24 protein-coding genes and 1 riboswitch are annotated in these 22,909 nt (G+C 71.2%); of the genes, 9 read left to right on the top strand and 15 right to left on the bottom strand.

Annotation, left to right across the window (positions count from 1 at the left end; genetic code table 11):
* Positions 1-115 precede the first annotated feature (115 nt).
* Positions 116-994 (bottom strand): branched-chain amino acid ABC transporter permease, encoded by an 879-nt coding sequence (locus AC07RM_RS35840; protein WP_495337521.1) that lies wholly within the window; start codon positions 992-994, stop codon positions 116-118.
* Entirely contained in the window at positions 994-1,887 is an 894-nt protein-coding gene (locus tag AC07RM_RS35835) for an ABC transporter ATP-binding protein (RefSeq protein WP_495337520.1), read from the bottom strand. The genes AC07RM_RS35840 and AC07RM_RS35835 overlap by 1 nt, the downstream gene beginning before the upstream one ends.
* 209 nt (positions 1,888-2,096) lie before the next feature.
* On the opposite strand from AC07RM_RS35835, the gene AC07RM_RS35830 reads away from it, so the two are divergent.
* The 4 genes from AC07RM_RS35830 (at position 2,097) to arfB (ending at position 5,509) form a co-directional block, all read left to right on the top strand.
* Entirely contained in the window at positions 2,097-2,807 is a 711-nt protein-coding gene (locus AC07RM_RS35830) for a TetR/AcrR family transcriptional regulator (RefSeq protein WP_495337519.1), read from the top strand.
* Positions 2,808-2,834: 27 nt separating this feature from the next.
* On the top strand, positions 2,835-3,629 hold the full coding sequence (locus AC07RM_RS35825) for an enoyl-CoA hydratase/isomerase family protein (protein ID WP_495337518.1): 795 nt from the start codon (positions 2,835-2,837) through the stop codon (positions 3,627-3,629).
* A 46-nt stretch (positions 3,630-3,675) separates the two neighbouring features.
* Positions 3,676-4,860, top strand: a complete 1,185-nt coding sequence (locus AC07RM_RS35820) for an acetyl-CoA C-acyltransferase family protein (RefSeq protein WP_495337517.1) — start codon at positions 3,676-3,678, stop codon at positions 4,858-4,860.
* Between the two features lie 235 nt (positions 4,861-5,095).
* Positions 5,096-5,509, top strand: coding sequence for an alternative ribosome rescue aminoacyl-tRNA hydrolase ArfB (gene arfB, locus AC07RM_RS35815; protein ID WP_495337516.1), 414 nt, complete (start codon positions 5,096-5,098; stop codon positions 5,507-5,509).
* Here the strand turns inward: arfB and AC07RM_RS35810 are convergent.
* Positions 5,475-6,011: a DUF2306 domain-containing protein gene (locus AC07RM_RS35810; protein WP_495337515.1), complete on the bottom strand. Its 537-nt coding sequence runs from the start codon at positions 6,009-6,011 to the stop codon at positions 5,475-5,477. The genes arfB and AC07RM_RS35810 overlap by 35 nt on opposite strands.
* 118 nt (positions 6,012-6,129) lie before the next feature.
* Between AC07RM_RS35810 and AC07RM_RS35805 the strand changes: the two genes are divergently transcribed.
* Positions 6,130-6,717 (top strand): DUF3299 domain-containing protein, encoded by a 588-nt coding sequence (locus tag AC07RM_RS35805; protein WP_495337514.1) that lies wholly within the window; start codon positions 6,130-6,132, stop codon positions 6,715-6,717.
* A gap of 24 nt (positions 6,718-6,741) precedes the next feature.
* Here the strand turns inward: AC07RM_RS35805 and AC07RM_RS35800 are convergent, their stop codons facing one another.
* From AC07RM_RS35800 to AC07RM_RS35785, 4 genes are all read right to left on the bottom strand, one after another.
* A complete protein-coding gene (locus AC07RM_RS35800; RefSeq protein WP_495337513.1) occupies positions 6,742-7,629 on the bottom strand; it encodes a LysR substrate-binding domain-containing protein in 888 nt (295 codons plus the stop codon).
* Positions 7,630-7,639: 10 nt separating this feature from the next.
* A complete protein-coding gene (locus AC07RM_RS35795) occupies positions 7,640-9,388 on the bottom strand; it encodes a SulP family inorganic anion transporter (protein WP_495337512.1) in 1,749 nt (582 codons plus the stop codon).
* Positions 9,389-9,537: 149 nt separating this feature from the next.
* Entirely contained in the window at positions 9,538-9,996 is a 459-nt protein-coding gene (locus AC07RM_RS35790) for a DUF2501 domain-containing protein (RefSeq protein ID WP_495337511.1), read from the bottom strand.
* An 82-nt stretch (positions 9,997-10,078) separates the two neighbouring features.
* Complete coding sequence (locus AC07RM_RS35785; RefSeq protein WP_495337510.1) at positions 10,079-11,443, bottom strand: M20/M25/M40 family metallo-hydrolase; 1,365 nt, start codon at positions 11,441-11,443, stop codon at positions 10,079-10,081.
* Between the two features lie 186 nt (positions 11,444-11,629).
* Here AC07RM_RS35785 and AC07RM_RS35780 point away from each other — a divergent pair, with 186 nt between their 5' ends.
* On the top strand, positions 11,630-12,523 hold the full coding sequence (locus AC07RM_RS35780) for a LysR substrate-binding domain-containing protein (protein ID WP_296781342.1): 894 nt from the start codon (positions 11,630-11,632) through the stop codon (positions 12,521-12,523).
* Between the two features lie 12 nt (positions 12,524-12,535).
* Here AC07RM_RS35780 and AC07RM_RS35775 read toward each other — a convergent pair whose 3' ends face one another.
* From AC07RM_RS35775 to AC07RM_RS35760, 4 genes are all read right to left on the bottom strand, one after another.
* Complete coding sequence (locus tag AC07RM_RS35775; RefSeq protein ID WP_093342932.1) at positions 12,536-13,759, bottom strand: beta-ketoacyl-[acyl-carrier-protein] synthase family protein; 1,224 nt, start codon at positions 13,757-13,759, stop codon at positions 12,536-12,538.
* On the bottom strand, positions 13,756-13,998 hold the full coding sequence (locus AC07RM_RS35770) for an acyl carrier protein (protein ID WP_057597863.1): 243 nt from the start codon (positions 13,996-13,998) through the stop codon (positions 13,756-13,758). The genes AC07RM_RS35775 and AC07RM_RS35770 overlap by 4 nt, the downstream gene beginning before the upstream one ends.
* 138 nt (positions 13,999-14,136) lie before the next feature.
* Entirely contained in the window at positions 14,137-14,829 is a 693-nt protein-coding gene (locus tag AC07RM_RS35765) for a phosphatase PAP2 family protein (RefSeq protein WP_208511196.1), read from the bottom strand.
* 55 nt (positions 14,830-14,884) lie between these two features.
* Entirely contained in the window at positions 14,885-15,781 is an 897-nt protein-coding gene (locus AC07RM_RS35760; RefSeq protein ID WP_256222509.1) for an AraC family transcriptional regulator, read from the bottom strand.
* Positions 15,782-15,870: 89 nt separating this feature from the next.
* On the opposite strand from AC07RM_RS35760, the gene AC07RM_RS35755 reads away from it, so the two are divergent.
* From AC07RM_RS35755 to AC07RM_RS35745, 3 genes are all read left to right on the top strand, one after another.
* Entirely contained in the window at positions 15,871-17,127 is a 1,257-nt protein-coding gene (locus AC07RM_RS35755; RefSeq protein WP_495337509.1) for an MFS transporter, read from the top strand.
* A 40-nt stretch (positions 17,128-17,167) separates the two neighbouring features.
* The gene (locus tag AC07RM_RS35750) at positions 17,168-17,917 is read left to right on the top strand and encodes a sulfite exporter TauE/SafE family protein (protein WP_495337508.1); all 750 of its coding nucleotides are present in this window, start codon (positions 17,168-17,170) and stop codon (positions 17,915-17,917) included.
* A gap of 179 nt (positions 17,918-18,096) precedes the next feature.
* Positions 18,097-19,779: an ABC-F family ATP-binding cassette domain-containing protein gene (locus AC07RM_RS35745; protein ID WP_495337507.1), complete on the top strand. Its 1,683-nt coding sequence runs from the start codon at positions 18,097-18,099 to the stop codon at positions 19,777-19,779.
* On the opposite strand, the gene arsC is transcribed toward AC07RM_RS35745, so the two are convergent.
* From arsC to AC07RM_RS35725, 4 genes are all read right to left on the bottom strand, one after another.
* Positions 19,776-20,159: an arsenate reductase (glutaredoxin) gene (gene arsC / locus AC07RM_RS35740; RefSeq protein WP_495337506.1), complete on the bottom strand. Its 384-nt coding sequence runs from the start codon at positions 20,157-20,159 to the stop codon at positions 19,776-19,778. The two genes, AC07RM_RS35745 and arsC, sit on opposite strands and share 4 nt — an antisense overlap.
* A 34-nt stretch (positions 20,160-20,193) precedes the next feature.
* Positions 20,194-20,901, bottom strand: a complete 708-nt coding sequence (locus AC07RM_RS35735; RefSeq protein ID WP_495337505.1) for a glutathione S-transferase family protein — start codon at positions 20,899-20,901, stop codon at positions 20,194-20,196.
* Positions 20,902-20,925: 24 nt separating this feature from the next.
* A complete protein-coding gene (locus AC07RM_RS35730; protein WP_495337504.1) occupies positions 20,926-21,438 on the bottom strand; it encodes a 6,7-dimethyl-8-ribityllumazine synthase in 513 nt (170 codons plus the stop codon).
* A 99-nt stretch (positions 21,439-21,537) separates the two neighbouring features.
* Positions 21,538-21,709, bottom strand: a riboswitch (FMN riboswitch).
* A gap of 105 nt (positions 21,710-21,814) precedes the next feature.
* Positions 21,815-22,909 (bottom strand): DNA glycosylase AlkZ-like family protein, encoded by a 1,095-nt coding sequence (locus tag AC07RM_RS35725; RefSeq protein ID WP_495337503.1) that lies wholly within the window; start codon positions 22,907-22,909, stop codon positions 21,815-21,817.

The raw sequence follows: 22,909 nt of genomic DNA, 5'->3' as shown, positions 1-22,909 counted from the left end.
CCCCCCCCCCCCCCCCCCCCCCCCCCCCCCCCCCCCCCCCCCCCCCCCCCCCCCCCCCCCCCCCCCCCCCCCCCCCGAGCCCGCCCCGTACGTATCGAGAAAGGGAAGACCATCATCAGAGCCTCTCGATCTCATGCGTACCGAACAACCCGTAAGGCCGGATCATCAGCACGATCACCAGCACCACGAAGGTCGCGAGCAGCTTGTATTCGCCACCGAGGTAGGACCCGGCCAGCGCCTCCACCAGCCCGATGAACAGCCCGCCCACCAGCGCGCCGAGCACGCTGTCCAGACCGCCCACGATCACCACCACCAGCACCGAGAGACCGAAGATCCCCATCGAGGAGGAGATGCCGCCGATCGCGCCGACCACGATGCCCGCGACCGCCGCGATCATGGCCGAGGCCATCCAGGCCAGTGAGAACACGCGCGGCACGTTGATGCCCATCATGTAGGCCGCGCCCTGGTCCGACGCCGTGGCACGCAAGGCCACGCCGCCGCGCCAGAAGCGGAACAGCAGCAGCACGAGCACGATCAGCACCAGCGCCGCGAGCGCGCCGTAGGCCACCTTGGGCGCGAGGAAGGCTTCGCCCACCATCACCGGCGCGCTCGGCATGAACTCCGGCAGCCGGCGCTGGTCGGCGGTCCAGACGATCTCGACCAGGCCCACCAGCACGGAGGCAAGGCCCACCGTCACCATGAAGGCCGAGATCGGCGGCTCGCCCAGCAGCGGGCGGATCATCGTGCGCTCGATCACCGCGCCCAGCAGCCCCGTGCCCAGCACCGAGCCCAGCACCGCGAGCCAGATCGGCAGCGAGAAGGTCGCGGCGAAGGCGAAGAACAGGTAGGCGCCGATCATCAGCATCTCGCCGATCGCGATGTTGACCACCCGCGTTGCCTTGTAGACCAGCACGAAGGCCAGCGCCGCGAGCGCATAGAGCCCGCCGCCGGCCAGGCCGGTCAGCGCGATCTCGAACAGGTAGGCCCAATCCATCACGCCACCGCCGTTGTCGTTGTAGCGGTGGCCTCCGCCTCGCCGCGCAGCCTGCGCCGCAGCTCGCCCACGTCGCCCGCGCCCAGGTAGGCGCGCACCACCTCGGGATCGGCCTGCACCTGCGCCGGCGTGCCCTGCGCGATCACCTGGCCGAAGTTGAGCACCACCACGTGGTCCGACAGGTCCATCACCATCCCCATGTCGTGCTCCACCATCAGCACCGTGATCCCCCATTCGCGACGCACGTCGAGGATGAAGCGCGCCATGTCCTCGGTCTCCTCGCGGTTCATGCCGGCCACCGGCTCGTCGAGCATCAGCACCTTGGGGCGCATCGCGAGCGCGCGCGCCATCTCCACGCGCTTCTGCAGGCCGTAGGGCAGGGCGGCCACGCTGGCATGGCGGATGTGGTCGATCTCGAGGAAGTCGATGATCCGCTCCTCGATGTCGCGGCGCAGCTCGGCCTCCTCGCGGCGCGCGCGGCCCAGGTAGAACAGCGCGTCGAACACGTTGGCCTTCAGGTGCACGTGGCGGCCGAGCTTGATGTTGTCGAGCACCGTCATGCCGCGGAACAGCGCGATGTTCTGGAAGCTGCGCGCCAGCCCGAGCGCGGCGCGCTTCGGTGCCGGCAACCGCGTGATGTCCGCGCCCTCGAAGACCACGCGGCCGGCGGTCGGCCGGTAGAAGCCCGAGACCGTGTTGAACAGCGAGGTCTTGCCCGCGCCGTTGGGGCCGATCACCGCGGTGATCGAGCCGGGTTGCACGTCGAAGCCCACGCCGCTGAGCGCCTTCACCCCGCCGAAGGCCAAGGTGAGCGCCTCCACGCGCAGCACGGGCGCGGCGGCGCTTCCGTCGGCGGGCGAGGTGGCGCGCGGGCGCTCGGTGTCGGCGTGCATGGCGTCGATTCGTGTCCTGTGTCCGGGCTTCTGAACGAGAAGAGAAAGAGCAGGTGAGCGATGCGCCGCCGCCTCAGGGTTCCTCCGGCATCCGCATCGCGGGCTACTTGCCCGTAGAATTTCTACTCCTCGGTAACGTTCGCGATCTTCCAGACGCGACTTCGCCGCGGCATCAGGACTTACCCCTGCGCGCAAACCCGGATCGCCCCATGACCCTCACCAAGCGCCGTGCCTCCGCCGCCAAGGCCTCTGCCACCGAGGCCGCCGACGAATCGCCCTGGGTGCCCTCGGCACAGCGCGCGATGCAGCGCGAACTCAAGCGCCAGGCCGTGCTGCAGACGGCGGCGCAGCTGTTCAACGAGCGCGGCTTCCATGCCACCTCGCTCGACGACATCGCCGAGCGGCTGCACGTGACCAAGCCCACGCTCTACTACTACGTGAAGAGCAAGGACGACATCCTGCTCGAGTGCGTGCGCGCCGCGCTGGGCATGATGCAGGAGGGCATCGACGAGGTGCGCCGCAACGGCGGCCGCGCGCTCGACCAGCTCATGGCCTGCATGCGCAGCTATTCGGCCATCGTTTGCGAGGAGTTCGGCAAGTGCGTGATCCGCATCGGCGAGGACCCGCTGCCCGAGCCGCTCAAGAAGGAGCTGCGCCGCCTCAAGGCCGGCATCGACCACGAGTTCCGCCGCCTGATCGACGAGGGCATCGCCGAGGGCTCGATCGCGCCCTGCGACCCGAAGATGGCCGCCTTCATGCTGGCCGGCGCGCTGAGCTGGATCGGCCGCTGGTACCGGCGCGACGGCGACCTCACACCGGAGCAAATCGCCGACCAGGCGATCGCGTTGCTGCTCAACGGGGTGCTGCAGCAGGTGCCCGCGGCACCGGCGCGGCGCAAGCCGCGCGCGACCGCCGCCTGAACTTCCCATGCCATGGAGCCGACAACGATGAATGACACCACCACCCCCGACACCCCGCTCGAGATCGGCCGCGAAGGCGCGGTCGCCACGCTGCGCTTCAACCGCCCGGCGGCGCTCAACGCCATCGACGTGCCGATGGCGCAGGCCTTCCTCGCGGCGGTGCGCGCCATCGCGGCCGACCGTTCGGTGCGCGCGGTGCTCCTGAGCGGCGCGGGCAAGGGTTTCATGGCCGGCGGCGACCTCGCGCTGCTGAGCGCCGATCCGCAGGGCGGCGCGGCCGCGCTGATCGGCCCGCTGCACGAGGCGCTGGAAGTGCTCGCCACCATCGACGCGCCGGTGGTCGCACAGGTGCACGGCGTGGCGGCCGGCGCGGGCCTGAGCCTGATGCTGCAGGCTGACTTCGTGCTCGCGGCCGAGGGCACGCGTTTCAACCTGGCCTACGTCAACATCGGCGCGAGCTGCGACGTCGGTGCCTCGTGGGCGCTGCCGCGCTGGGTCGGGCTGCGCCGCGCGCTCGAGATCGCGATGCTCGGCGACATGCTCGATGCGCCCGAGGCCGAGCGCATCGGCCTCATCAACCGCGTGCTGCCGGCCGATGCGCTGGCCGGCGAGGCGATGGCGCTGGCGCAGCGCCTGGCCAACGGGCCGACCGTGGCGCTGGGCCAGTTGCGGCGGCTGATGCGCGCCAGCTTCGAGCGCGAGCTGCCGGCGCAGCTCGCGGCCGAATCGGTGGCCTTCCAGATCTGCGCCGCGAGCCAGGATTTCCGCAGCGGCGTCGACGCCTTCTTCGCGAAGAAGCCGGCACGCTTCGAAGGCCGCTGATCCCTTTTCCTTTTCCCTTTTCGTTCATTTCATCCAGGAGCAGTTCATGACCTCACGCGAGATCTTCGTCGTCGGCAGCGCCCGCACGGCCATCGGCACCTTCGGCGGTTCGCTGAAGGACGTGCCCAACACCCAGCTGGCCACCACCGCGGTCAAGGCCGCGATCGAGCGCAGCGGCGTCGCGCCCGCGGCCATCGGCCACGTGGTGATGGGCAACGTGATCCCCACCGACACCAAGGACGCCTACCTCAGCCGCGTCGCCGCCATCGATGCCGGCTGCCCGATCGAGACGCCGGCCTTCAACGTCAACCGCCTCTGCGGCTCGGGCCTGCAGGCCATCGTCTCGGCGGCGCAGGCGATCGCGCTCGGCGACTGCGACATCGCGATCGGCGGCGGCTCCGAATCCATGAGCCGCGGCCCTTACTTCGACACCGCCGCGCGCTACGGCGCGCGCATGGGCGACGTGCAACTGGTCGACTACATGCTCGGCATCCTCCACGACCCGTGGGAGAAGATCCACATGGGCATCACGGCCGAGAACGTCGCCGCGCGCTACGGCATCACGCGTGAGCAGCAGGATGCACTGGCCGTGGCCAGCCAGCAGCGTGCCGCGGCCGCCATCGCCGCGGGCCGCTTCAAGGAGCAGATCGTTGCTGTCGAGGTCAAGACGCGCAAGGGCGTGGTGGTGTTCGACACCGACGAGCACGTGCGCGCCGACACCACGCTGGAGACGCTCGCCAAGATGAAGCCGGCCTTCAAGAAGGACGGCCTGGTCACGGCCGGCAATGCCTCGGGCATCAACGACGGCGCCGCCGCGCTGGTGCTGGCCGAGGGCGCGCGCGCGAAGGCCGAGGGCCTGAAGCCGCTGGCGCGGCTGGTGGGCTATGCGCACGCGGGCGTGGAGCCGGCCTACATGGGCATCGGCCCGGTGCCGGCCACGCGCAAGGTGCTCGAGCGCACCGGCCTCAAGGTCAGCGACTTCGACGTGATCGAGTCGAACGAGGCCTTCGCGGCCCAGGCCTGCGCGGTGATCCAGGAGCTGGGCTTCGACCCGGCCAAGGTCAATCCCAACGGCTCGGGCATCTCGCTGGGCCACCCGGTGGGGGCCACGGGCGCGATCATCGCGGTGAAGGCGATCGCCGAACTGCACCGCGTGCAGGGCCGCTATGCGCTGGTCACGATGTGCATCGGCGGCGGGCAGGGCATCGCCGCGGTGTTCGAGCGCGTCTGATCGCGGGGCGAGGAACAGAAGCCGGAGTGTGGCGGCATCCTCCACAAGGAGGAGGACCCGACGCCATGCCCCCGCTAATCTTCTGCCTGCCCGGAGAGGAGGAGCGAGTGATTCGAGGAGAGGACTCCGGGTGTGTGCAGCGCGTCGGGCGGGGTGGTCTGCCCGACGCGACATGCCTCTCATCAGACCGCTCTCTCCGGCTTCCCGCTTCGCCGCACCGCGCACAATGCAGCCCGTGCAGCACCGTCCCCCCATCCTCGTCGACGAATCCGAGATCGATTTCAGCGCGATCCGTGCCCAGGGCGCGGGCGGGCAGAACGTCAACAAGGTCTCGAGCGCGGTCCACCTGCGCTACGACATCCGCGCGAGCTCGCTGCCCGAGGACCTGAAGGAACGGCTGCTCGCGCTGCGCGACAGCCGCATCACGCAGGAGGGCGTGCTGGTGCTCAAGGCCCAGCAGCACCGCAGCCAGGAGATGAACCGCGCCGATGCCATCGCGCGCCTGCAGGCGCTGGTCGACAGCGTGGCGACGGTGCCGCGCGTGCGGCGCGCCACCAAGCCCACCTACGGTTCGAAGCAGCGCCGGCTCGAAGGCAAGAGCCAGCGCTCGCAGGTCAAGAGCCTGCGCGGACCGGTCCGGGGGGACTGAGCGGCGCCGTGTCGCCGCGCAGCCGCCGGATCTGCAGGGTCAGGCCCACCGCATAGAGCACCAGCAGCACGCCGGTGATCGCCTTGAGTTCGGGCGCATCGGGGCTCGCCAGCAGCGGTGCGCCGAGCGGCAGCCGCGTCAGCGTCTCGGTGAAGGTCGGAATCCAGTGGAACATGAAGGTGGCCGAGTAGGCCGCCAGCTCGGCATGGCGCGCGAAGCGCCCGAAGAGCCGTCCGCGCCCGGCCTGGAAGCCGATGGCCAGCGCCAGCAGGGTCACGATGCCCAGCACGTGCGGCCGGCCGAAGCCGCCATGCTGGAAGATGCCGAAGCCCGTGAGGCAGGTCAGCACCGTGGTCCAGACGTAGAGCCGGCCGAGGCCGGTGCGCCAGGAGATCTCCTTGTGGCGGATCAGGGCCATCGCCCCGGCCCCCAACGCCACCAGGCTGATCGCCGTGTGGACGATCCCCAACGAAGTCAACCCCAGCCAGACCGTTGCCGCCATGTGCTGCTCCTCATGTTTCGTGGTGCGCGCGATTCTGTCGTGTTCGGCCGGTTTTGGGGAGGGGCCGGTTAAGTCCCGCTTAAACCTGCGTCATGGAGCTGCTTGCACAATCGAGCCCATGACCGCTTTCCCCATGCACTGGCGGCCCGCGCGGGCCGTCGCCCTCTCGCTGGCGCTGGCCGCGGGGCTGCTGGCCGGATGCGGACCCGAGCGCTCCGCGCCGGCGAGCGCGGCGGCCGGCGTGGCGCCCGAGCTCAAGTGGGAGGAGCTGATCCCCAAGAGCTGGGACCCGACCCAGCGCTACCGCAACATCAGTCTCGAATCGCTGCGCGACAACGACCCGCGCGCGATCCAGATGCTCGACGAGATGCGCGCGGTCTGGGACAACGCGCCGGTGAACGTGGCGCTCGACGGCGTCGACGGCCGCCTGACCGGCTTCGTGGTGCCGCTGGACGCCTCGCCCGACGGCATCCGCGAGTTCCTGCTGGTGCCGTACTTCGGCGCCTGCATCCACACGCCGCCGCCGCCGGCCAACCAGATCGTGCGCGTGATCGCCCACGAGACGGTGAAGGGCCTGCATGCGATGGACACGGTGCACGTGCGCGGCACCCTGCGCGCGGCGCGCTATGCCTCGGCCGACATGGGCGTGAGCGGCTACGAGATCCGCTCGGCGGCGGTCGAGCCCTTCGTCGCCAAGGCGCAATAAGCGCAGTAGCCTGCGCGGCGCGGCTCAGTCCGCGAGCCGCTCGGCCAGGAAATCCAGGAACGAGGTGATGCGCGCCGACAGCTGCGTGTTGCGGTAGTAGACCGCGTTGACCGGCTGGCGCACGTCGACCGTGTCCCTGGCCAGCACCTGCACCAGCGCGCCGCTCGCGCGGTCGGCCGCGGTCATGAAGTCCGACAGGCATACCATGCCCACGCCGGCCAGCGCGAGCTGGCGCAGGGTCTCGCCGCTCGAGGCCGCGAGGCTGGGCACGATCTGCCATTCGTCGCCATGCGGGCCGCGCAGCGGCCAGCGGTTGAGCGACTCGGGCTGGGTGAAGCCCAGCAGCGCGTGCGTGGCGAGCTCCTCCACCTTGCGCGGCCGGCCATGGGCGTCGAGGTAGGCCGGGCTCGCGAGCACGCGCAGCCGGTGCGTGCCCAGCGGGCGCGCATGCAGCGTGGAGTCGCGCAGCGGGCCGATGCGGATCGCGATGTCGGTGCGGCGTTCGAGCAGGTCGATCGGCAGGTCGTCGGTGTCGAGCTCGAGTTCGATCTGCGGATAGCGGCGGCGGAACTCGGCCACCAGCGGCACCACCGCATGCAGCATGTAGGGCGAGGCGGCATTCACACGCAGCCGGCCCGCGGGCTGCCCGCGGCGCGACGCCATCTGTTCCTCGGCTTCGTCGATGGCGTCGAGGATGCCGCGGGTGCGCTGCAGGAAGGCCGCGCCTTCCTCGGTCAGCTCGAGCCGCCGGGTGGTGCGGCGCAGCAGCGTGGTGTCGAGCTTCTGCTCGAGCCGGCTCAGCGCGCGGCTCACGCCCGAGACCGTCTGCGACAGCTGCTCGGCCGCGGCCGTGATCGAGCCGGTGTCGACCACGGTGCGGAAGGCCAGCAGTTCCTCGATCGTGGTCTTCATGGGCGCTCGTTCAGTGCGCGGCCCGGGCCTCGGCCTCGGCCGGCACCAGCACCTCGATGCGCGGCACCAGCGCCGCCAGCGCCTCGCCGTCGGTGCGGTAGCTGAACAAGAGCGGCCCCGGCGCCAGCAGGCCGGCGCGTTCCAGCACCTGCATCGCGGGCAGCTTGAGGCCGCTCAGGTGCAGCCGCACGCCGCGCGACTCGAGCATGCGGCGGATCGAGCCGAACACCTCGGCGCCGGTGATGTCGATGCGGTTGATCGGCTGGGCGAACAGGCACACGTCGGTGAGGTCGGGCCGGTCGGCGAGCGCCACCGTGAGCGCGCGCTCGAGCGTGGAGGCCGAGGCGAAGTCGAGCTCGGCGTCCATGCGCAGCGCATGCAGGTGCGGCGCCAGCGGCGGCAGCTTCCACAGGTGGCGGTCGCGCAGGCTGCCGTCGGGATGCAGGCCGACCTCGATGATGCGCGGATGCAGGTGGCGGTACATGTAGTTCGCCAGGCTCGCGAGCAGGCCGCCGAGCACGCCCCAGTAGATGCTGGGCGCGGTCGCGATGGTGAGCACGAAGGTGCCGATGGCGATGCCGGCCTCGAGCCGCGAGATGCGCCACAGCGCCGTGAAGCTCGATGGCTTGACCAGCCCGAGGATGGCCGTGACCACCACCGAGGCCAGCACCGCCTGCGGCACGTGATAGAGCAGCGGCATCAGCCACAGCAGTGCGCCGGCCACCACCACCACGCTGAACAGCGTGGCCCAGCCGGTCTGCGCGCCCGCGTAGAGCGTGATCGCCGAGCGCGAGAACGAGGAACTGGTGGGAAAGGCGCCGGTGAAGCCCGAGGCCAGCTTGGCCAGGCCCTGGCCGATCAGGTCCTGGTTCTCGTTCCACAGCGTGCCGGCGCGCGCGTTGTCGACCTTGGCGCTGGAGGCGGTCTCGAGGAAGCTCACCAGCGTGATCATCAGCGCCGGCAGCACCAGCGCGCTGAAGGTGCCGGCCGGCAGCAGGCCGGGCCAGTAGAAGTCGGGCAGGCCCGAGGGCAGGCTGCCGACCACCGCGCCGCCGCGCAGCGCATAGCTGATGCCCCAGCTCAGCGCGGCCGCGCCGGCCACCAGCGCCATGGTGGTGGGGAAGCGCGGCACGAAGCGCTTGCCCAGCCACAGCACGGCGATGCCGCCGAGGCCGAAGGCGATGGCCGTGAGGTCGGGCAGCGGGCCGTCGCCGCTGAGCACCTGCGGGATGGTGCGCCCGGTGAAGCCCAGCAGCGCCGGCAGCTGCGAGATCGCGATCAGCACCGCCGCGCCCTGCGTGAAGCCGATCAGCACCGGCGAGTTCACCAGCCGCAGCATCCAGCCGAAGCCGCCCGCGCCCAGCACGATCTGGATCGCGCCCGACATCAGCGTGAGCCACACCGCCATCGCCACCCATTCGGGGCTGCCGGCCACCGCCAGCGGCGCGAGCGAGGCGCCCACGAGCAGGCTGGTGAGCGCGGTCGGACCGACCGACAGCCGCTGCGAGGAACTGAACATCACGGCGATCAGCGCCGGGAACAGCGCCGCATAGACGCCGGTGACCAGCGGCATGCCCGCGAGCGCCGCATAGGCCACGCCCTGCGGGATCACCATCAGCGCGACGGTGATGCCGGCCATGGCCTCGCCGCGCAGCAGGGCGGCGGAGGGGCGCGGCCAGCCCAGGCAGGGAACCCAGCGCGCCAGGCGCTGGCGCAGGGAGGAAGAGGAAGAAGCGGAAGTGGCGGGTGGCGGCGTCATGGAAAGCGGGCTGTCGCGCACGCGGGGCGTGGGCGGGCGCGGCGGGGAAACGAAGGGAGGAGGGCGGAAATGCCGCGACCGCCCGATGTTAGTGCGCCGCCTCGCCGCGGGCAGCGCGGTTTACCCCGGGCGCGGCGCGCAGCGCGCCCTTACAGCAGCTTCGTGGCGTTCTTCAGCACGTAGTCGCAGCCCTTCTCCTTGACCTTCGAGCTCAGCAGCTTGAAGTTGAGCGTCTGGCCGTCGCCACCCTTGAGCAGGCCCTTGGCGCCGCTCGCGAAGCCGCTCTGCTGCTGCTTCTGGCCGGTGATCTTGGCCAGCAGCTTGTCCTTGACCGAGGCCGCGTCGCCGCCGCCCAGGTAGTTGTTCTTGATGCAGTACTGCAGCACGCCGGCCGCGTTGCCGACCGTGTTGCTGCCGATCGCGGGCATCGAGAAGCCGAGGTTCTCGGCCAGGCCGCCGGCGCCGCTGCTGCCGCTGTTGCCGGCGCTGGTTGCCGCGCCGCCGCCGCCCATCTGGTTCTTGAGCTGGTCGAGCAGCTTCGATTCGGCGCTGGCCGAGACGCCGGCCGCGAGCAGGGCGAGCGCGATCAGGGTGGAACGGAACTTCATGGCGACCTCCTTGGTGCGAATGGATATGCGGGCACAGCATACGCCGCCCCGGTGGCGAAAGGAGGTCGCCGCGCGGACCGGCTCAGCGCGTGCGCGCCGGGCGCTTGGGCAGCAGCGGTTCGCTCACGCCCGCGACGCCGACCAGGCCGAGCACGGTCACCAGCGAGTTCTGCGCGCCCTTCCAGCCGTCGGTCACGTCGATCCACTCGCTGAGCGCGTGGAAGCCGCCGGTCTTGCCGCCGCCGCCGATGATGATCGCGGGGATGCCCAGCGAGATCGGCACGTTGGCATCGGTGCTGCCGCCGCGCAGCAAGGTCTTGTGGCCGAAGGCCGCGTTGGCGCGCGTGGCGGCCTCGACGATCACCGAATCCGGTGGGGTGCGGCCGCCGGGCCGGTCGCCGATCAGCTTGGTGCTCACGCTCAGCGTGTTCACGTTCCAGCGCTTGTTCTCCTCGGCCACGGCTTCGTCGAGCGTGGCGAGGATCTTCTTCTCGGCCTCGAGCAGCGAGGCCATGTCGTCCGAGCGGATGTCGATCGCCATGCGCGCATCGGGCGCGATGGTGTTGACCGAGGTGCCCCCGCCGACCGTGCCGACCGTGAAGGTGGTCTTGGGGAAGCTCGGCGTGCGCACCTCGGCGATCTTGGCGATGGCGCGGCCCATGCCGTGGATCGCGCTGGGCACCTGGCCGAAGGCGCCGAAGCTGTGGCCGCCCGGGCCCTTGAAGTTCACCTCGTAGCGATGGCTCGCGGTGCCCAGCACCAGCACGTTGCCATCGGGCGAGGGTTCGAGGCCGACCATGCCGTCGATGTCGAGGTGGTCGCGGAAGATCGCCTTCATGCCGCGCAGGTTGCCGAGTTCCTCCTCGCCGACATTGCCGACGAACAGCAGGTCGCCGCGGGTCTGGATCTTGTTGTCGTTGAGCACCTTGAGCCAGGACAGCAGCACCGACAGGCCGCGCGTGTCGTCGGAGATGCCCGGGGCGAACAGCTTGCCCTCGCGCTCCTTCACCTTCACGTCGGTGCCGGCCGGAAACACGGTGTCGAGATGGGCCGAGATCAGCAGCTTCGGACCATTGCCCGTGCCCTTGCGCAGGCCGACCACATTGCCTTCGGCATCGATCTTCGCGTCGGTCAGGCCCAGCGCCTTCATGCGCGCGAGGAAGGCCTCGGCACGCTTCTGTTCCTTGAACGGCGGCGCCTCGATCTCGGTCAGCAGCTTCAGGTCTTCCACCGAGCGCTCGTGGTCGGCCTTCACCGCGTCGAGCAGCTTCTGGACCGTGGGCGCGGCCATCAGTTGCGTGTAGGCCTTCTCGACCTCCGGGCTCACCTGGGCCGGCGTGGGCGCCACCGCCGCGCTCTGCGCATGGGCGAGCGGGGCGGTGCCGAACACCGCGAGGGCGAGGGCGAGCGGGGCGAGGCGGAGGGAAGAGGGCGCGAGACGGGGCATGCGGTAGTCCGGGAGTGAGGGATCCTGTTGAAAGAAAAACCGTCGTTCGACGGAGCCGGAGGGATTCGAAGCCTCGACGACGGCATCACCGGTTCGCCGAGGACGAAGCGTCGGCGATTCTTCCTTTCAGTCGGCTGTCGTGCTGGGATTTAATCTTCGACTCCGTCAGTTTTTCTAACAAACACCATGCGACGTCACATCCCGAGCACGCGCGCGCTGCTGGTCTTCGACGCGGTCGCGCGCCAGCACGGCGTGAGCCGCGCCGCCGAGGAGCTGTGCCTCACGCACAGCGCCGTGAGCCAGCAGCTGCGGCTGCTCGAAAGCCAGATCGGCGTGCGGCTGGTGCAGCGTTCCGCGCGCGGCACCACGCTGACCGAGGCCGGCCGGCGCTACCACGGCCAGATCTCGGGCGACCTGATCCGGCTGCAGGACCACACGCTCGAGGCGATGGCGCGGCGCACCGACGGCCTGCGGCTGATCGTGGGCGCGGTGCCGGTGCTGGCCGAGGGCTGGCTGCTGCCGCGGCTGCCCGGCTTCACGGCGCTGCAGCCCGGCTGCAGCCTGCACCTGCAGGTCTTCCCGACGCTGCGCTACATGGAGGACCTGCCCTTCGACGTCGGCGTGCAGTACGACGATGCGGTCTGGCCCGGCGCCCACACGCAGCCGCTGATGGCCGAGGCCTGCGTGGCGGTGTGCGCGCCCGGTGCCCGCGGCCGCGCCGAGATGGCGCGCGGCGATTTCCGCGCGGCGCCGCTCTTGCAACTGCGCAGCCGGCTCGGTGCCTGGGAGGAGTGGTTCGCGCAGGCGCCCGCCGCGATGCAGCCGCCCGAGAACCTGATCGCCGGCCATCGCTTCGACCTGTTCTCGATGCTGGTCGAGGCGGTGCGGGCCGACCTCGGCGTGGGGCTGGTGCCGCGCTACTACGTCGAGCGCGCGCTGCGCTCGGGCGAACTGGCGCTGGCCTGCGAGCACGAGGCGCCCTCGCGCCGCGGCTACAGCGTGTTCGTGCCGCCGCAGCGTGCGGCCGATCCGCTGGTGCAGGCCTTCATCGACTGGGTCTGCGAGCTGCCGACCGCCTGAGGCCGGCGCGATTCAGGCGCGGCGGAACAGCAGCACCGAGTTCGTGCCGCCGAAGGCGAAGGAGTTGCTGATCGCCGCCTCGAGCGCGGGCGCGTCGGCGTCGCCGGCGGCCACGAGGTTCAGCGCGCAGTCGGGATCGGCCTGGCCGCCGTTCACGTTGGGCGGCAGCCGGCGTTCGCGCAGCGCGAGGATGGTGATGACCGCCTCGAGCGCGCCGGCGCCGCCGAGCAGGTGGCCGTGCAGCGCCTTGGTCGAGCTGGTGCGCAGGCCGTCGAGATCGTCGCCCCAGACCGCGGCCAGCGCATTGCGCTCCACCGCGTCGCCGATGCGGGTGGCGGTGCCGTGCGCGTTGCAGTAGCCCACGTCGCGCGGCGCCAGGCCGGCCTGGCGCAGGGCCGAGCGCAATGCGCGCGCCTGGCCGGGCGCGTCGGGCTTGGTGAGATGGGTGGCATCGCTGCTCAGGCCCCAGCCGGCGAGCAGCGCATGGATGCGCGCGCCGCGCCGGCGTGCGCGCTCGGCCGATTCGAGCACCACGAAGGCCGCTCCCTCGCCGAGCGCGAAGCCGCTGCGGTCAGCCGCGAAGGGCTTGACGGCCTGCGCCGCCTCGCCGGGCTGGAAGCCGGCCAGCGTCATCATGGCCTGCCAGGCCAGCACCACGCCGGGCACGATCAGCGCTTCGCTGCCGCCCGCGATGGCCAGATCGACCTCGCCGCGCTGGATCGCCTTGGCGGCCTCGGCGATCGCCACCGACGACGAGGCGCAGGCCACCGAGTAGGTGAGCACCGGGCCCTGCACGCCCTGGCGCATCGACACGTGGGCCGCCGGCGCATTGGGCATGAAGGCCGGAATGGTCAGCGGCGACACGCGGCCGTTGCCGCGGTAGGCGGCCTCGAGCGCCGCCGCGCCGCCCATGCCGCAGCCGCCGTAGACGCCCACGCGCTCGGCATCGAGGCCGCTGTCGGCGAGGGCGGGAATGCCGGCATCGCGCATCGCGAGGTCGGCGGCGGCCACCGCGAGCTGGCTCACGCGGTCGACGCCCGCGAGCTGCAGCTTGGTGAACCAGCGGCTCTCGTCGAAGGCGACGGTGGCGGCGGCGGCCGGCTTGGGGAGTTCGGGAAACACCGGCGCGATGGCCGAGCGGCCCTGCAGCAGGGCCTCGAACAAGGTGTCGGGATGGTCGCCGTGCGGGGCGACGACGCCCAGCCCGGTGACGGCGACCTCCGAGGGCGTGTTCACGCTGGCTTGGCGGCGCGGACCTTGTCGACCAGCACGGCCAGTTCGGCCAGCGTGTCGATGTTGGCGTCCTCGTCGGGCATGGTGATGCCGAAGTGGTCTTCGATGGCGAACAGGAATTCGGCCAGCGCCAGCGAATCGAGGCCGCCTTTCTCCCGCATGGAGGCATGGGGGTCGAGGGTCGACGGTTCGATGCCGTACTTCTCTTGGATCAGGTCCTGCAATTCCTTCAGCGAACTCATCGTGCGATGCCTGTGGTCTCTCTTGCCAGCCGCTGATCGATTGCAATCGATCCCTTCCTCGCTCGGCGTATGTCTAGGGTCGGTGAGCGCCAATGATATCCGCTCCCACCGCAGGGACATGCCGGCCGGAAGGGGGAGTCAGCGTGCTCGGTAACCCGGACGCCAGCGCAGCGAGGGCAGCGCGAAGGCCAGCCCGAGCAGCGCGCCGGCCAGTGCATCGAGCGCCACGTGCTGCTTGACCGCCAGCGTCGACCAGGCGATGGCCGCGAACCAGAGCCAGTTCAAGAGCCGCGGCCACAGCGGCGTGCGGGCTTCGCGCAGCACGTGCTCGAGCCGTACCGCGGTGAAGATCGCCACCGCCACGTGCATCGACGGGCAGGCGTTGCCGGCCGCGTCCACGCCCTGCAGCATCTCGAAGCCCGGGTAGCCCGAAACGTCGATGGCCAGAGGAGGTATCTGCGTCGGCCACAGGTAGAACAGGCCCAGCCCCGTGAGGCACAGCCCGCCGACCCAGAAGCCGTAGACCAGCAGCTCGCGGAAGTTCGGCTGCAGCCCGGGCGCCACGCCCACGTAGAGCCACAGCGACAGGTAGGCGCCCAGGAAGTGCGGCTGGAACGGGACCAGCGCGTCGAGCGCGGTCAGCGGCATCACCGTGACCGGAAAGGCCGGGTTGCGCAGCAGGTGGAAGTAGCCGATGAAGAACAGCCAGGTGAAGACCGTGGTGCCGACCGCCTTCAGCAGGAACAGGCTGCGCACGCGGCGCCCGATCTCGGCGCCCCAGGTGGGCGTGGCCGGTGCGGCGGGCAGGGGCAGGGGGAGCGGTCGGTTCATGGCGGGCTGGCGGCCGATCTTGCCAGAGCCCCATGACCGGGCGCCGCAAAGCACCTCAGGCGTGCGCGGACGAGGGACCGCGCTTGCGGTGCTGGAACGAGGTCGGCGAACGCCCGGTGGCGGCCTTGAACATGGCGCAGAAGGCGCTGTCGGTGGCATAGCCGCTGGCGGCCGCCACCTGGCTCACGGCCATGCCGCGCGCCAGCAGCGGCAGTGCATGCGCCATCACCGCCTGCTGGCGCCACTGCTGCCAGCTCATGCCGAGCTGGTCGCGGAACATGCGCGCCACCGTGCGTTCGCTGGCGCCGATGCTGGCGGCGCGCTCGGCCAGGGTGGCGCGGTCGGCCGGGTTGCGCAGCAGCGCCTCGCAGAGCTGGCGCAGCCGCTTGTCGGCGGGCAGCGGCACGTCGATGCGGATCTGCGTGGCGCGCTCGAGCTCGTCGACCAGGAGCGGCGCGATCATGCGTTCGCGCTGCGGCGCATGCGCGTCGGTGGGCGGCAGGCCGTCGGGCGTGGTGTCCAGCGCCAGCATCAGCGCGCGCAGCAGCGGGCTGATCTCGAGCACCTCGCATTTCTCCCAGGCCGGGCCCAGCCAGGCATGCAGGTAGATGGTGCGCAGCTCGGCGTCCTCGATCAGCATGATGCTGTGCGGCATGTCGGCCGGCACCCAGACCGCGCGCGAGGGCGGCACGATGTAGCTGCCGTCCTGGGTGTTGAGGCGGATCACGCCGCGGGTCGAGAAGGTGAGCTGCGGCCACGGATGCTGGTGCAGCTCGACGAAGGTGTCGGCGCTCAGGAAGTGTTCCTTGGCGCGCAGCGGCCGCACCGCGTCGGGCGCGTACAGGTGCGGCGTGAGCGAGGCCACGCTGGTGACCGGCGCGGGCACCGGGGCCGCGCGCGGCTTGTCGGGTCGCGGAACGCCGTCCGCAGGGGTGGGGGGCTCGCTTGGCATGGTTTCGACAAATGTTGTCGCGGTATCGCCATTCTGCCGTCGAGCCCGGACATAGCATCGGGGCTTGCCCCGGTTTTTTGTAGCAATCCATGTCTTCCTCCGCCTCGACCACTCCCAACGCCACCCCTCCGACCACCCTGCGCAACGACGCCCAACTGATCGGCCTGGTCGGGCTGGCGCATGCGATCAGCCACTTCAGCCAGCTGATCCTGGCGCCGCTGTTCCCCTGGCTCAAGGACGCCTTCGGCGTGAGCTACACCGAGCTGGGCGCGGTGCTGACGGTGTTCTTCGTGGTCTCTTGCATCGTGCAGGCCGCCTCGGGCTTCATCGTCGACAAGCTGGGCCCGCGGCCGGTGCTGTTCGTCGGGCTGGGCGCGCTGGGCCTGGCCGCCTTCGGCTACGCGCTGGCGCAGAGCTACTGGATGCTGCTGCTGTGCGCCGTGGTCGGCGGCATCGGCAACGGCGTGTTCCACCCGGTCGACTACACGCTGTTCAACCGCAAGGTCGCGCCCACGCGGCTGGGCCATGCCTACAGCGTGCACGGCATTACCGGCAGCCTGGGCTGGGCGCTGGCACCGGCCTTCGTGGTGCCGATCGCCATCGCCACCTCGTGGCGTGTGGCGCTGGCCTCGGCCGGCGTGCTCGCGATCGTGGTGCTGCTGGTGCTGTGGGTCTACCGTCGCGTGCTCGACCTCGACGTGAAGGCCGTGCACAAGGCCACCGGCCAGGGCGAGGCCGCGGTGGGCGGGCAGTTCGATTTCCTGCGCATCCCGGCCGTGTGGATGTGCTTCGGTTTCTTCTTCTTCTATGCGGCCGTGATCAGCGTGGTCCAGACCTTCGCGCCGGTCGCGGCCGGCCACCTGCACGCGGTGCCGGTCGGCATCGTGGCGGTGTGCCTCACGGTCTACATGGTGGCGAGCTCGGCCGGCATGGTGGCGGGCGGCTTCCTGGCCTCCGATCCCTCGCGCTGCGAGCGCATCGTGGGCCTGGGCTTCGGCATCGCCGCCGCGCTGGCGCTGGTGCTGGCCTTCGCCGACTTCCCGCCGCTGGTGGTGCCGGTGCTGTTCGGCGCCATGGGCTTCGTCTCGGGCGTGGCCGGTCCCTCGCGCGACCTGCTGGTCAAGCGCTCGACGCCGCCCAATGCCACCGGCCGCGTCTATGGCGTGGTCTATGCCGGCCTCGACATCGGGCAGGCCGTGGCGCCGCTGATCTTCGGCCGCCTGATGGACCATGGCCAGTACGTGGCCGTGATCGTGGGCCTGGCGCTGGTGCAGGGCGTGCTGATCGCGAGCGCCTTCAACGTGACGCGCGTGCGCCGCACGGCGCTGGTGCCGGCCTCGGCCTGAGTCCCTGCGCTCGCAGGGGGCGGCCGATATCATCGGCCGCATGCAGGCCTTGTATCTCTATGTGATCGTCGGCGCGGTGCTGGCGGGATTCGTGCAGGGCCTGTCCGGCTTTGCGTTCAGCATGGTGGCGATGTCGGTCTGGGCCTGGACCCTCGACCCGCAGCTCGCGGCCATCCTCGCGCTGTTCGGCGGCATGACCGGGCAGCTGATCACCGCCTTCAGCGTGCGCCGCCGCTTCGACCGCCACCTGCTGTGGCCCTTCGTCGCCGGCGGCCTCGCGGGCATTCCCTTCGGCGTCTGGCTGCTGCCGCACCTCGATGTCGAGCTGTTCAAGGTCTGCCTCGGCGTGGTGCTGGTGCTGTGGTGCCCCGCGATGCTGATGTCGCAGCGGCTGCCGCGCGTGCGCTTCGGCGGCCGGGTGGCCGACGGCGTGGCCGGTGCCATCGGCGGCGCGATGGCCGGGATCGGCGGCTTCTCGGGCGTGGTGCCCACGCTGTGGTGCACCCTGCGCGGCTTCGAGCGCGACACCCAGCGCGCGGTGATCCAGAACTTCAACCTCACGATGCTGGTGGTGGCCTTCTCGCTGCACGTGGCGCGCGGCGGCGTTGCCTTGTCGACCATCCCGCTGCTGGGCCTGGTCGCGGTGGCCGTGTTCGTGCCGGTGCGGCTCGGCGCGCGGCTGTACATCGGCATCAGCGAGGCCACCTTCCGCAAGATCGTGCTGAGCCTGCTGACGGCCTCGGGCGTGGCGATGCTGGCTTCGGCGCTGCCGGCGCTGCTGCGGCGCTGAAGAAGAGAAAAGTCGCGGAACCTTCGCGCGAGGTCCGCCTCCAAACCGGCCCGGGGCCTTTCACGGCCCTTTCGTTTTTTCCGGAGCGTCCCCCCGAAATGCGCCTTTGAGCCTTCCTTGATCGCCGCGATGCATGACCACCGTGCATCGCCTTGCCAACGATTCATCGGAGGGCCTGCATGGCTCATCGCACGCACGCACCGCGCCCGGGTTCAGGGCCGGACGCTTCCTTTTCTCTTTCCGCCACCGCCGGCTTCGAGCTGCGCCACGCCAGCTTCGCGCTGCCGGGCGGGACCCTGCTGTTCGACGATCTCCGCGAGACCTTCCAGCCCGGGCGCATCGGGCTGGTCGGGCGCAATGGCGCCGGCAAGTCGATGCTGCTCGACCTGCTCGCGGGCCGGCGCGAACCCACCGCGGGCGCGATCGTGCGGCCCTCGCGCCGTGTGCACGTGGCGCAGAACGCCGGCGCCGCGCCGGATGCGGACCTGGCCGTGCTCGCGGGCCTCGCACGCCCTTTCGCCGCGCTCGCGCGCATCGAGGCCGGGCAGGGCACGCCCGCCGACTTCGATGATGCCGAGGGCTGCTGGGACCTGCCCGCGCGCTTCGCGGCCGCGCTCGCCGACGCGGGCCTGCCCTTCGCCATCGACCGCCGCGCCGACAGCCTGAGCGGCGGCGAGCGCACCCGCGTCGCACTGGCCGGCGCCTTTCTCTCGGGCGCCGATGCGCTGCTGCTCGACGAGCCCAGCAACCATCTCGATGCCGATGCGCGGCGCTGGCTGCGCGAGTTGCTCGCGGCCTGGCGCGGCGTGGTGGTGGTCGCGAGCCACGACCGCGAACTGCTCGAGGGCATGGACCGCATCGTCGAGATCACGCCGGCCGGCGGCCTGCGCGGCTGCACTGGCGGATGGCAGGCCTACAGCGACTGGCGCGAGCGCGAGGCCGATGCCGCGCAGGCCCGGCTCGCGCATGCGCGCAACGAGCGCGACGCCGCCTTGCGCGAACTGCGCCGTCAGCACGACGCGCAGCAGCGGCGCAGCGCACGCGGCGCGGCCTGGGCGCGCGATGCCAATCTAGGCGGGCTCTACCTGGGCCGCCTCAAGGGCAATGCCGAAGCCTACGCGGGCCGCGAGCACGAGCGGCAGCGCGAGAGTCGCGCGGCGCTCGATGCCGCGGTGCGCGAGGCGGCCGCCGGCGTGGCACCGCCGTCGGCCATCGCGCTCGCATTGCCGGGCTCGGTGGTTCCCGCCGGGCGCCGCGTGCTGTGGCTCGAGGGCGCGGTGCCCGCGCAGCCGGCCGGCGCGAAGCCGCTGGACCTGTGCCTGCATGGCCCCGTGCGCATCGGCCTCGTCGGCCCCAACGGCTGCGGCAAGACCAGCCTGCTGCGCATGCTCGCGGGACAGCAGGCGCCGATCGCCGGGCTTTGCGACGCACCGCTGCGCTCGGCATGGCTCGATCAGGACGGCGGCGCCGCGATGTCGCTCGACAGGTCATTGCTGCAGCAGCTCGATGCGCTGCATTCGCCGCTGCCCGAAGGCGAGCTGCGCACTCGGCTCGCGCTGCTGGGGCTCGGTGCGGCCGAAGTGCTGCGGCCGCTGGCGCAACTGAGCGGCGGCGAGCGACTCAAGGCCGCGCTGGCCTGCGCGCTGTGGAGCGGCGCTCCGGCCGAGATGCTGTTGCTCGACGAGCCCACGAACCATCTCGACATCGCCTCGGTGCTGGCGCTCGAGCAGGCGCTCAAAGGTTTTCCGGGCGTGCTCGTCGTAGCCTCGCACGATGCGCGCTTCCTCGACGCGCTCGCGCCGACCCATCGCCTGGCGTCCAGCGGCAACGGCTGGACACTGCGCGAATCGGACAGCCCTTAGGCGGCAGGAAGGATCTCGCGCACCCGCTCCCAGGGCCGGCACATCAGCGTGGCGCGCGGCGACACCACGATCGGGCGCTGCAGCAGGATCGGATGCTCGACGATGAAGCCGAGGATCTGGTCGTCGCTCCACTTCGGGTCATCGAGATTCAGCGCGGCGTACGGTTCTTCCTTGGTGCGCAGCAGTTCGCGCGCCTTCAGGCCCATCGCGTCGGCGAGCTCGCGCAGCTTCTTCTTCGACGGCGGCGTCTTCAGGTACTCGACGATCTCGGGCTCCACGCCGCTTTCGCGGATCAACGACAGCACGTTGCGCGAGGTGCTGCAGTTGGGCTTGTGGTAGATCGTCATCGGGTAGTCGGTGGTGGCTTCTTTGCGGGTCATGGCGCGATTATCGGAAGCCGCGGACCGACGCGCGTCATTCGCCGCGTTCCCAGCCCGGCGCGAACGGAAAGCGCTCGGCCCAGAACGCGGCCAGCCGCGGCTCGGCGTCGACGCGCTTCACCACCTCGGCCATGCGCGGCGCCTCGCGGTAGAAGCGCTCGCGGCAGGGCGTCCAGCGCGACATCACGGCCACGTAGAGGTCGAGCATGCCGATGCGCTCGCCGAGCAGGTAGGGCGAGGGCTCGGCGATCTGCGTGTCCATCAGGTGCCAGCAATGGGCCACGCGCTCGGCCGAGCGCTCGAGCATCGCGGGCTGCGCCGCCTTGTCGGGCACCAGGCGCGCGGGATCGTCGCGCACCCAGAACATCGAATAGATCGCAGCCGGCAGGTAGACCATCCAGCGCAGGTACTGCGCGCGCAGCGCATCGCCGGGCGCGGGGCAGAGGCCGGCCTCGGGATGGCGGTCGCCGAGCCAGATCAGGATCGCCGCGCTCTCGGTCATCAACTCGCCCGAGGGCAGCACCAGCGCCGGCACCTGGCGCATCGGGTTCAGGTTGGCGATGCGGTCGCGCTCGGCATCGCCTTCCCAGGTCGCGATATCGACCGTGTCGACCCGATCGCCGAGGCCGATCAGCGTGAGCGCCGCATGCACGGGCGTGGCGCCCGAGCCGGGCGCGCCGTAGAGCGTGTAGCGACCGGGCGTGGCGGAGGGCGATGAGGTGGTGGATGACGGGGAGGCCATCCACCCAGACTAGCGCGCCGGGGTTCAGGCCGCCAGCAGCGTTTCGACCTCTTGCAGACCTTTCAGCGTCTTGACGCAGGCCTCGGCCACTTCGGAACCCTTGACCGCGAAATGGCGGTGGAAGTACTTGCGGTGCTCCACGTGCTCGTGGAAGTGGTGCGGCGTGAGCACGGCCGAGAAGATCGGCACGTTGGTCTCGAGCTGCAGCGACATCAGCGTGCTGACCACCGTGCTGGCCACGAACTCGTGGCGGTAGATGCCGCCGTCCACCACCAGCGCGCAGGCCACGATGCCGGCGTAGCGGCCCGACAGCGCGAGCCGCTTGGCATGCAGCGGGATCTCGAAGGCACCGGGCACGTCGAAGACGTCGATACGCTCGCGCGGCACGCCCAGGCGTTCCATCTCCTCGAGGAAGGCGTCGCGCGCCTGGTGGACGATGTCGGAATGCCACTGCGCCTCGACGAAGGCGATGCGCTGGCCGCGCGGTGCGTCCGTCGCGGCGATGGCGGAAAGGGGAAGGTCGTTGATCTGACTCATGGTGTGCCTCTTCAAAAGCAGGTTTCCTGAATCAGGGCGCACGAAACCACGGAGCAGACCGCACGCTCCATGGAAGAAGCGCGCGGGCCGGCCCGCATTTCGCGCTCTCTTTCATCCGGACTGTGACCGTCGGCCCCGGGATCGCACCGGGTCTGCTGACCCCGCGGCTCGTTGCAAGCCACGGGCGCTCGCGGGCTCATGCGGCGCCTTCGGTTCGAAGAACGCCGCCATCACCGCCGGTGGGGAATTGCACCCCGCCCTGAGAACGCTTGCCCCGGCTCGCACCGGGGCGGGGGCGATTCTAGGCAGGCGGCGCGCCCGGCCCTGTCGCGCACGGGCCAAGACCCCAGGCCGCCGGGGGTGGCCCGCGGCCGGCTCAGCGCGCCGTGAGGAACTCGGCCATGCGCCCGAGTTCGTCGTCGAGCGCCGCGCGGAAGGCCGCGCCGTGCGGCTTGCGGCCCTCGACGTAGCCGAAGGCCGGCTGCGGCCGCCCCTCGGGCGCGCTCACGTTGGCCCAGCCGATCACGCGGTCGTGCCACAGCAGCGGCAGCGCGTAGTAGCCGAACTGGCGCTGCGGCGCTGGCGTGTAGGCCTCGAACTTGTAGGTCCAGCCCCAGAGCAGCTCGAAGCGGCGGCGGTCCCACACCACGGGGTCGAAGGGCGCGAGCAGGCGCACCGCGTCGTCGGGCGCGTGGCGGCGCGAGGCCGGGTTCTCGTCGGCCGGCCAGTACCAGGTGGTGCCGTCGATGCGCAGGCTCGCGAGCTCCTCGCGCGCGAGGCGCAGCGCGGCCTGGGTCTGTGCCGCCAGGTGCGGCGCGCCGTAGCCGAGCAGCCGTACCAGGTAGGTCAGGCTGCTGGCTGGCAGCGGCGCGTACTTGCGCACGATCAGTTCGATCAGCGCGGCCGCGCGGCGCGCGCGGCCGACCGGGCTCTCGTCGGCCGGCGCATGCTCGACCGCCTCGTAGATGCGCGTGCCGCTGTCGCGCCGCACCACGCGCAGCAGGCCGCGGTAGTGCATACCGTCGAGCAGGTGCGTCGACGCGTTGCCCGAGCCGCCCCAGTAGTTGCGCATGCGGCCGTGCGCGAAGTGCTGCTCGACCTCGCGCGGATGCACGCGGCCGCGCTCGCGCACGAAGGCCAGCACCTCGGCGGCCTTGCGCCGCGTCTCCGCGTCCCAGGGCTTTGCGGCCTCGCGCGGATGCATCAGCGCCAGGTGCTCGCGCGGCAGGAAGCCGTAGTTGACCAGGCAGTCCTCCTCGATCGCGAGCCGCGTGTAGCGCCGCTCGAGATCGCCCGCGCGGTAGTCGTTGACGCGGTGGCGCAGCGTCAGGTCCTGCGCGCGCGCCGGGGCGCGGATCGGATCGGCCTGCACGAAGCCGAGCTTCTTGATGGCGCCGGGGAGCGTGGTGGGCTTGAACAGGGTGCGCGCCACGGCGTAGCGGCGCAGGTCGTCGAGGCTGGGGGCGGGCAT

Source organism: Variovorax sp. GW821-FHT09B05 (genome assembly GCF_059418265.1).
This window is presented reverse-complemented; position numbering and strand designations above follow the sequence as displayed.

What these genes read in the sequence shown, in the direction of transcription:
- AC07RM_RS35840 (WP_495337521.1), bottom strand. Translation starts at nt 994, where the DNA reads ATGGATTGGGCCTACCTGTTCGAGATCGCGCTGACCGGCCTGGCCGGC.
- AC07RM_RS35835 (WP_495337520.1), bottom strand. Translation starts at nt 1,887, where the DNA reads ATGCACGCCGACACCGAGCGCCCGCGCGCCACCTCGCCCGCCGACGGA.
- AC07RM_RS35830 (WP_495337519.1), top strand. Translation starts at nt 2,097, where the DNA reads ATGACCCTCACCAAGCGCCGTGCCTCCGCCGCCAAGGCCTCTGCCACC.
- AC07RM_RS35825 (WP_495337518.1), top strand. Translation starts at nt 2,835, where the DNA reads ATGAATGACACCACCACCCCCGACACCCCGCTCGAGATCGGCCGCGAA.
- AC07RM_RS35820 (WP_495337517.1), top strand. Translation starts at nt 3,676, where the DNA reads ATGACCTCACGCGAGATCTTCGTCGTCGGCAGCGCCCGCACGGCCATC.
- AC07RM_RS35810 (WP_495337515.1), bottom strand. Translation starts at nt 6,011, where the DNA reads ATGGCGGCAACGGTCTGGCTGGGGTTGACTTCGTTGGGGATCGTCCAC.
- AC07RM_RS35805 (WP_495337514.1), top strand. Translation starts at nt 6,130, where the DNA reads ATGACCGCTTTCCCCATGCACTGGCGGCCCGCGCGGGCCGTCGCCCTC.
- AC07RM_RS35800 (WP_495337513.1), bottom strand. Translation starts at nt 7,629, where the DNA reads ATGAAGACCACGATCGAGGAACTGCTGGCCTTCCGCACCGTGGTCGAC.
- AC07RM_RS35795 (WP_495337512.1), bottom strand. Translation starts at nt 9,388, where the DNA reads ATGACGCCGCCACCCGCCACTTCCGCTTCTTCCTCTTCCTCCCTGCGC.
- AC07RM_RS35790 (WP_495337511.1), bottom strand. Translation starts at nt 9,996, where the DNA reads ATGAAGTTCCGTTCCACCCTGATCGCGCTCGCCCTGCTCGCGGCCGGC.
- AC07RM_RS35785 (WP_495337510.1), bottom strand. Translation starts at nt 11,443, where the DNA reads ATGCCCCGTCTCGCGCCCTCTTCCCTCCGCCTCGCCCCGCTCGCCCTC.
- AC07RM_RS35780 (WP_296781342.1), top strand. Translation starts at nt 11,630, where the DNA reads ATGCGACGTCACATCCCGAGCACGCGCGCGCTGCTGGTCTTCGACGCG.
- AC07RM_RS35770 (WP_057597863.1), bottom strand. Translation starts at nt 13,998, where the DNA reads ATGAGTTCGCTGAAGGAATTGCAGGACCTGATCCAAGAGAAGTACGGC.
- AC07RM_RS35765 (WP_208511196.1), bottom strand. Translation starts at nt 14,829, where the DNA reads ATGAACCGACCGCTCCCCCTGCCCCTGCCCGCCGCACCGGCCACGCCC.
- AC07RM_RS35760 (WP_256222509.1), bottom strand. Translation starts at nt 15,781, where the DNA reads ATGCCAAGCGAGCCCCCCACCCCTGCGGACGGCGTTCCGCGACCCGAC.
- AC07RM_RS35755 (WP_495337509.1), top strand. Translation starts at nt 15,871, where the DNA reads ATGTCTTCCTCCGCCTCGACCACTCCCAACGCCACCCCTCCGACCACC.
- AC07RM_RS35750 (WP_495337508.1), top strand. Translation starts at nt 17,168, where the DNA reads ATGCAGGCCTTGTATCTCTATGTGATCGTCGGCGCGGTGCTGGCGGGA.
- AC07RM_RS35745 (WP_495337507.1), top strand. Translation starts at nt 18,097, where the DNA reads ATGGCTCATCGCACGCACGCACCGCGCCCGGGTTCAGGGCCGGACGCT.
- arsC (WP_495337506.1), bottom strand. Translation starts at nt 20,159, where the DNA reads ATGACCCGCAAAGAAGCCACCACCGACTACCCGATGACGATCTACCAC.
- AC07RM_RS35735 (WP_495337505.1), bottom strand. Translation starts at nt 20,901, where the DNA reads ATGGCCTCCCCGTCATCCACCACCTCATCGCCCTCCGCCACGCCCGGT.
- AC07RM_RS35730 (WP_495337504.1), bottom strand. Translation starts at nt 21,438, where the DNA reads ATGAGTCAGATCAACGACCTTCCCCTTTCCGCCATCGCCGCGACGGAC.
- AC07RM_RS35725 (WP_495337503.1), bottom strand. Translation starts at nt 22,909, where the DNA reads ATGCCCGCCCCCAGCCTCGACGACCTGCGCCGCTACGCCGTGGCGCGC.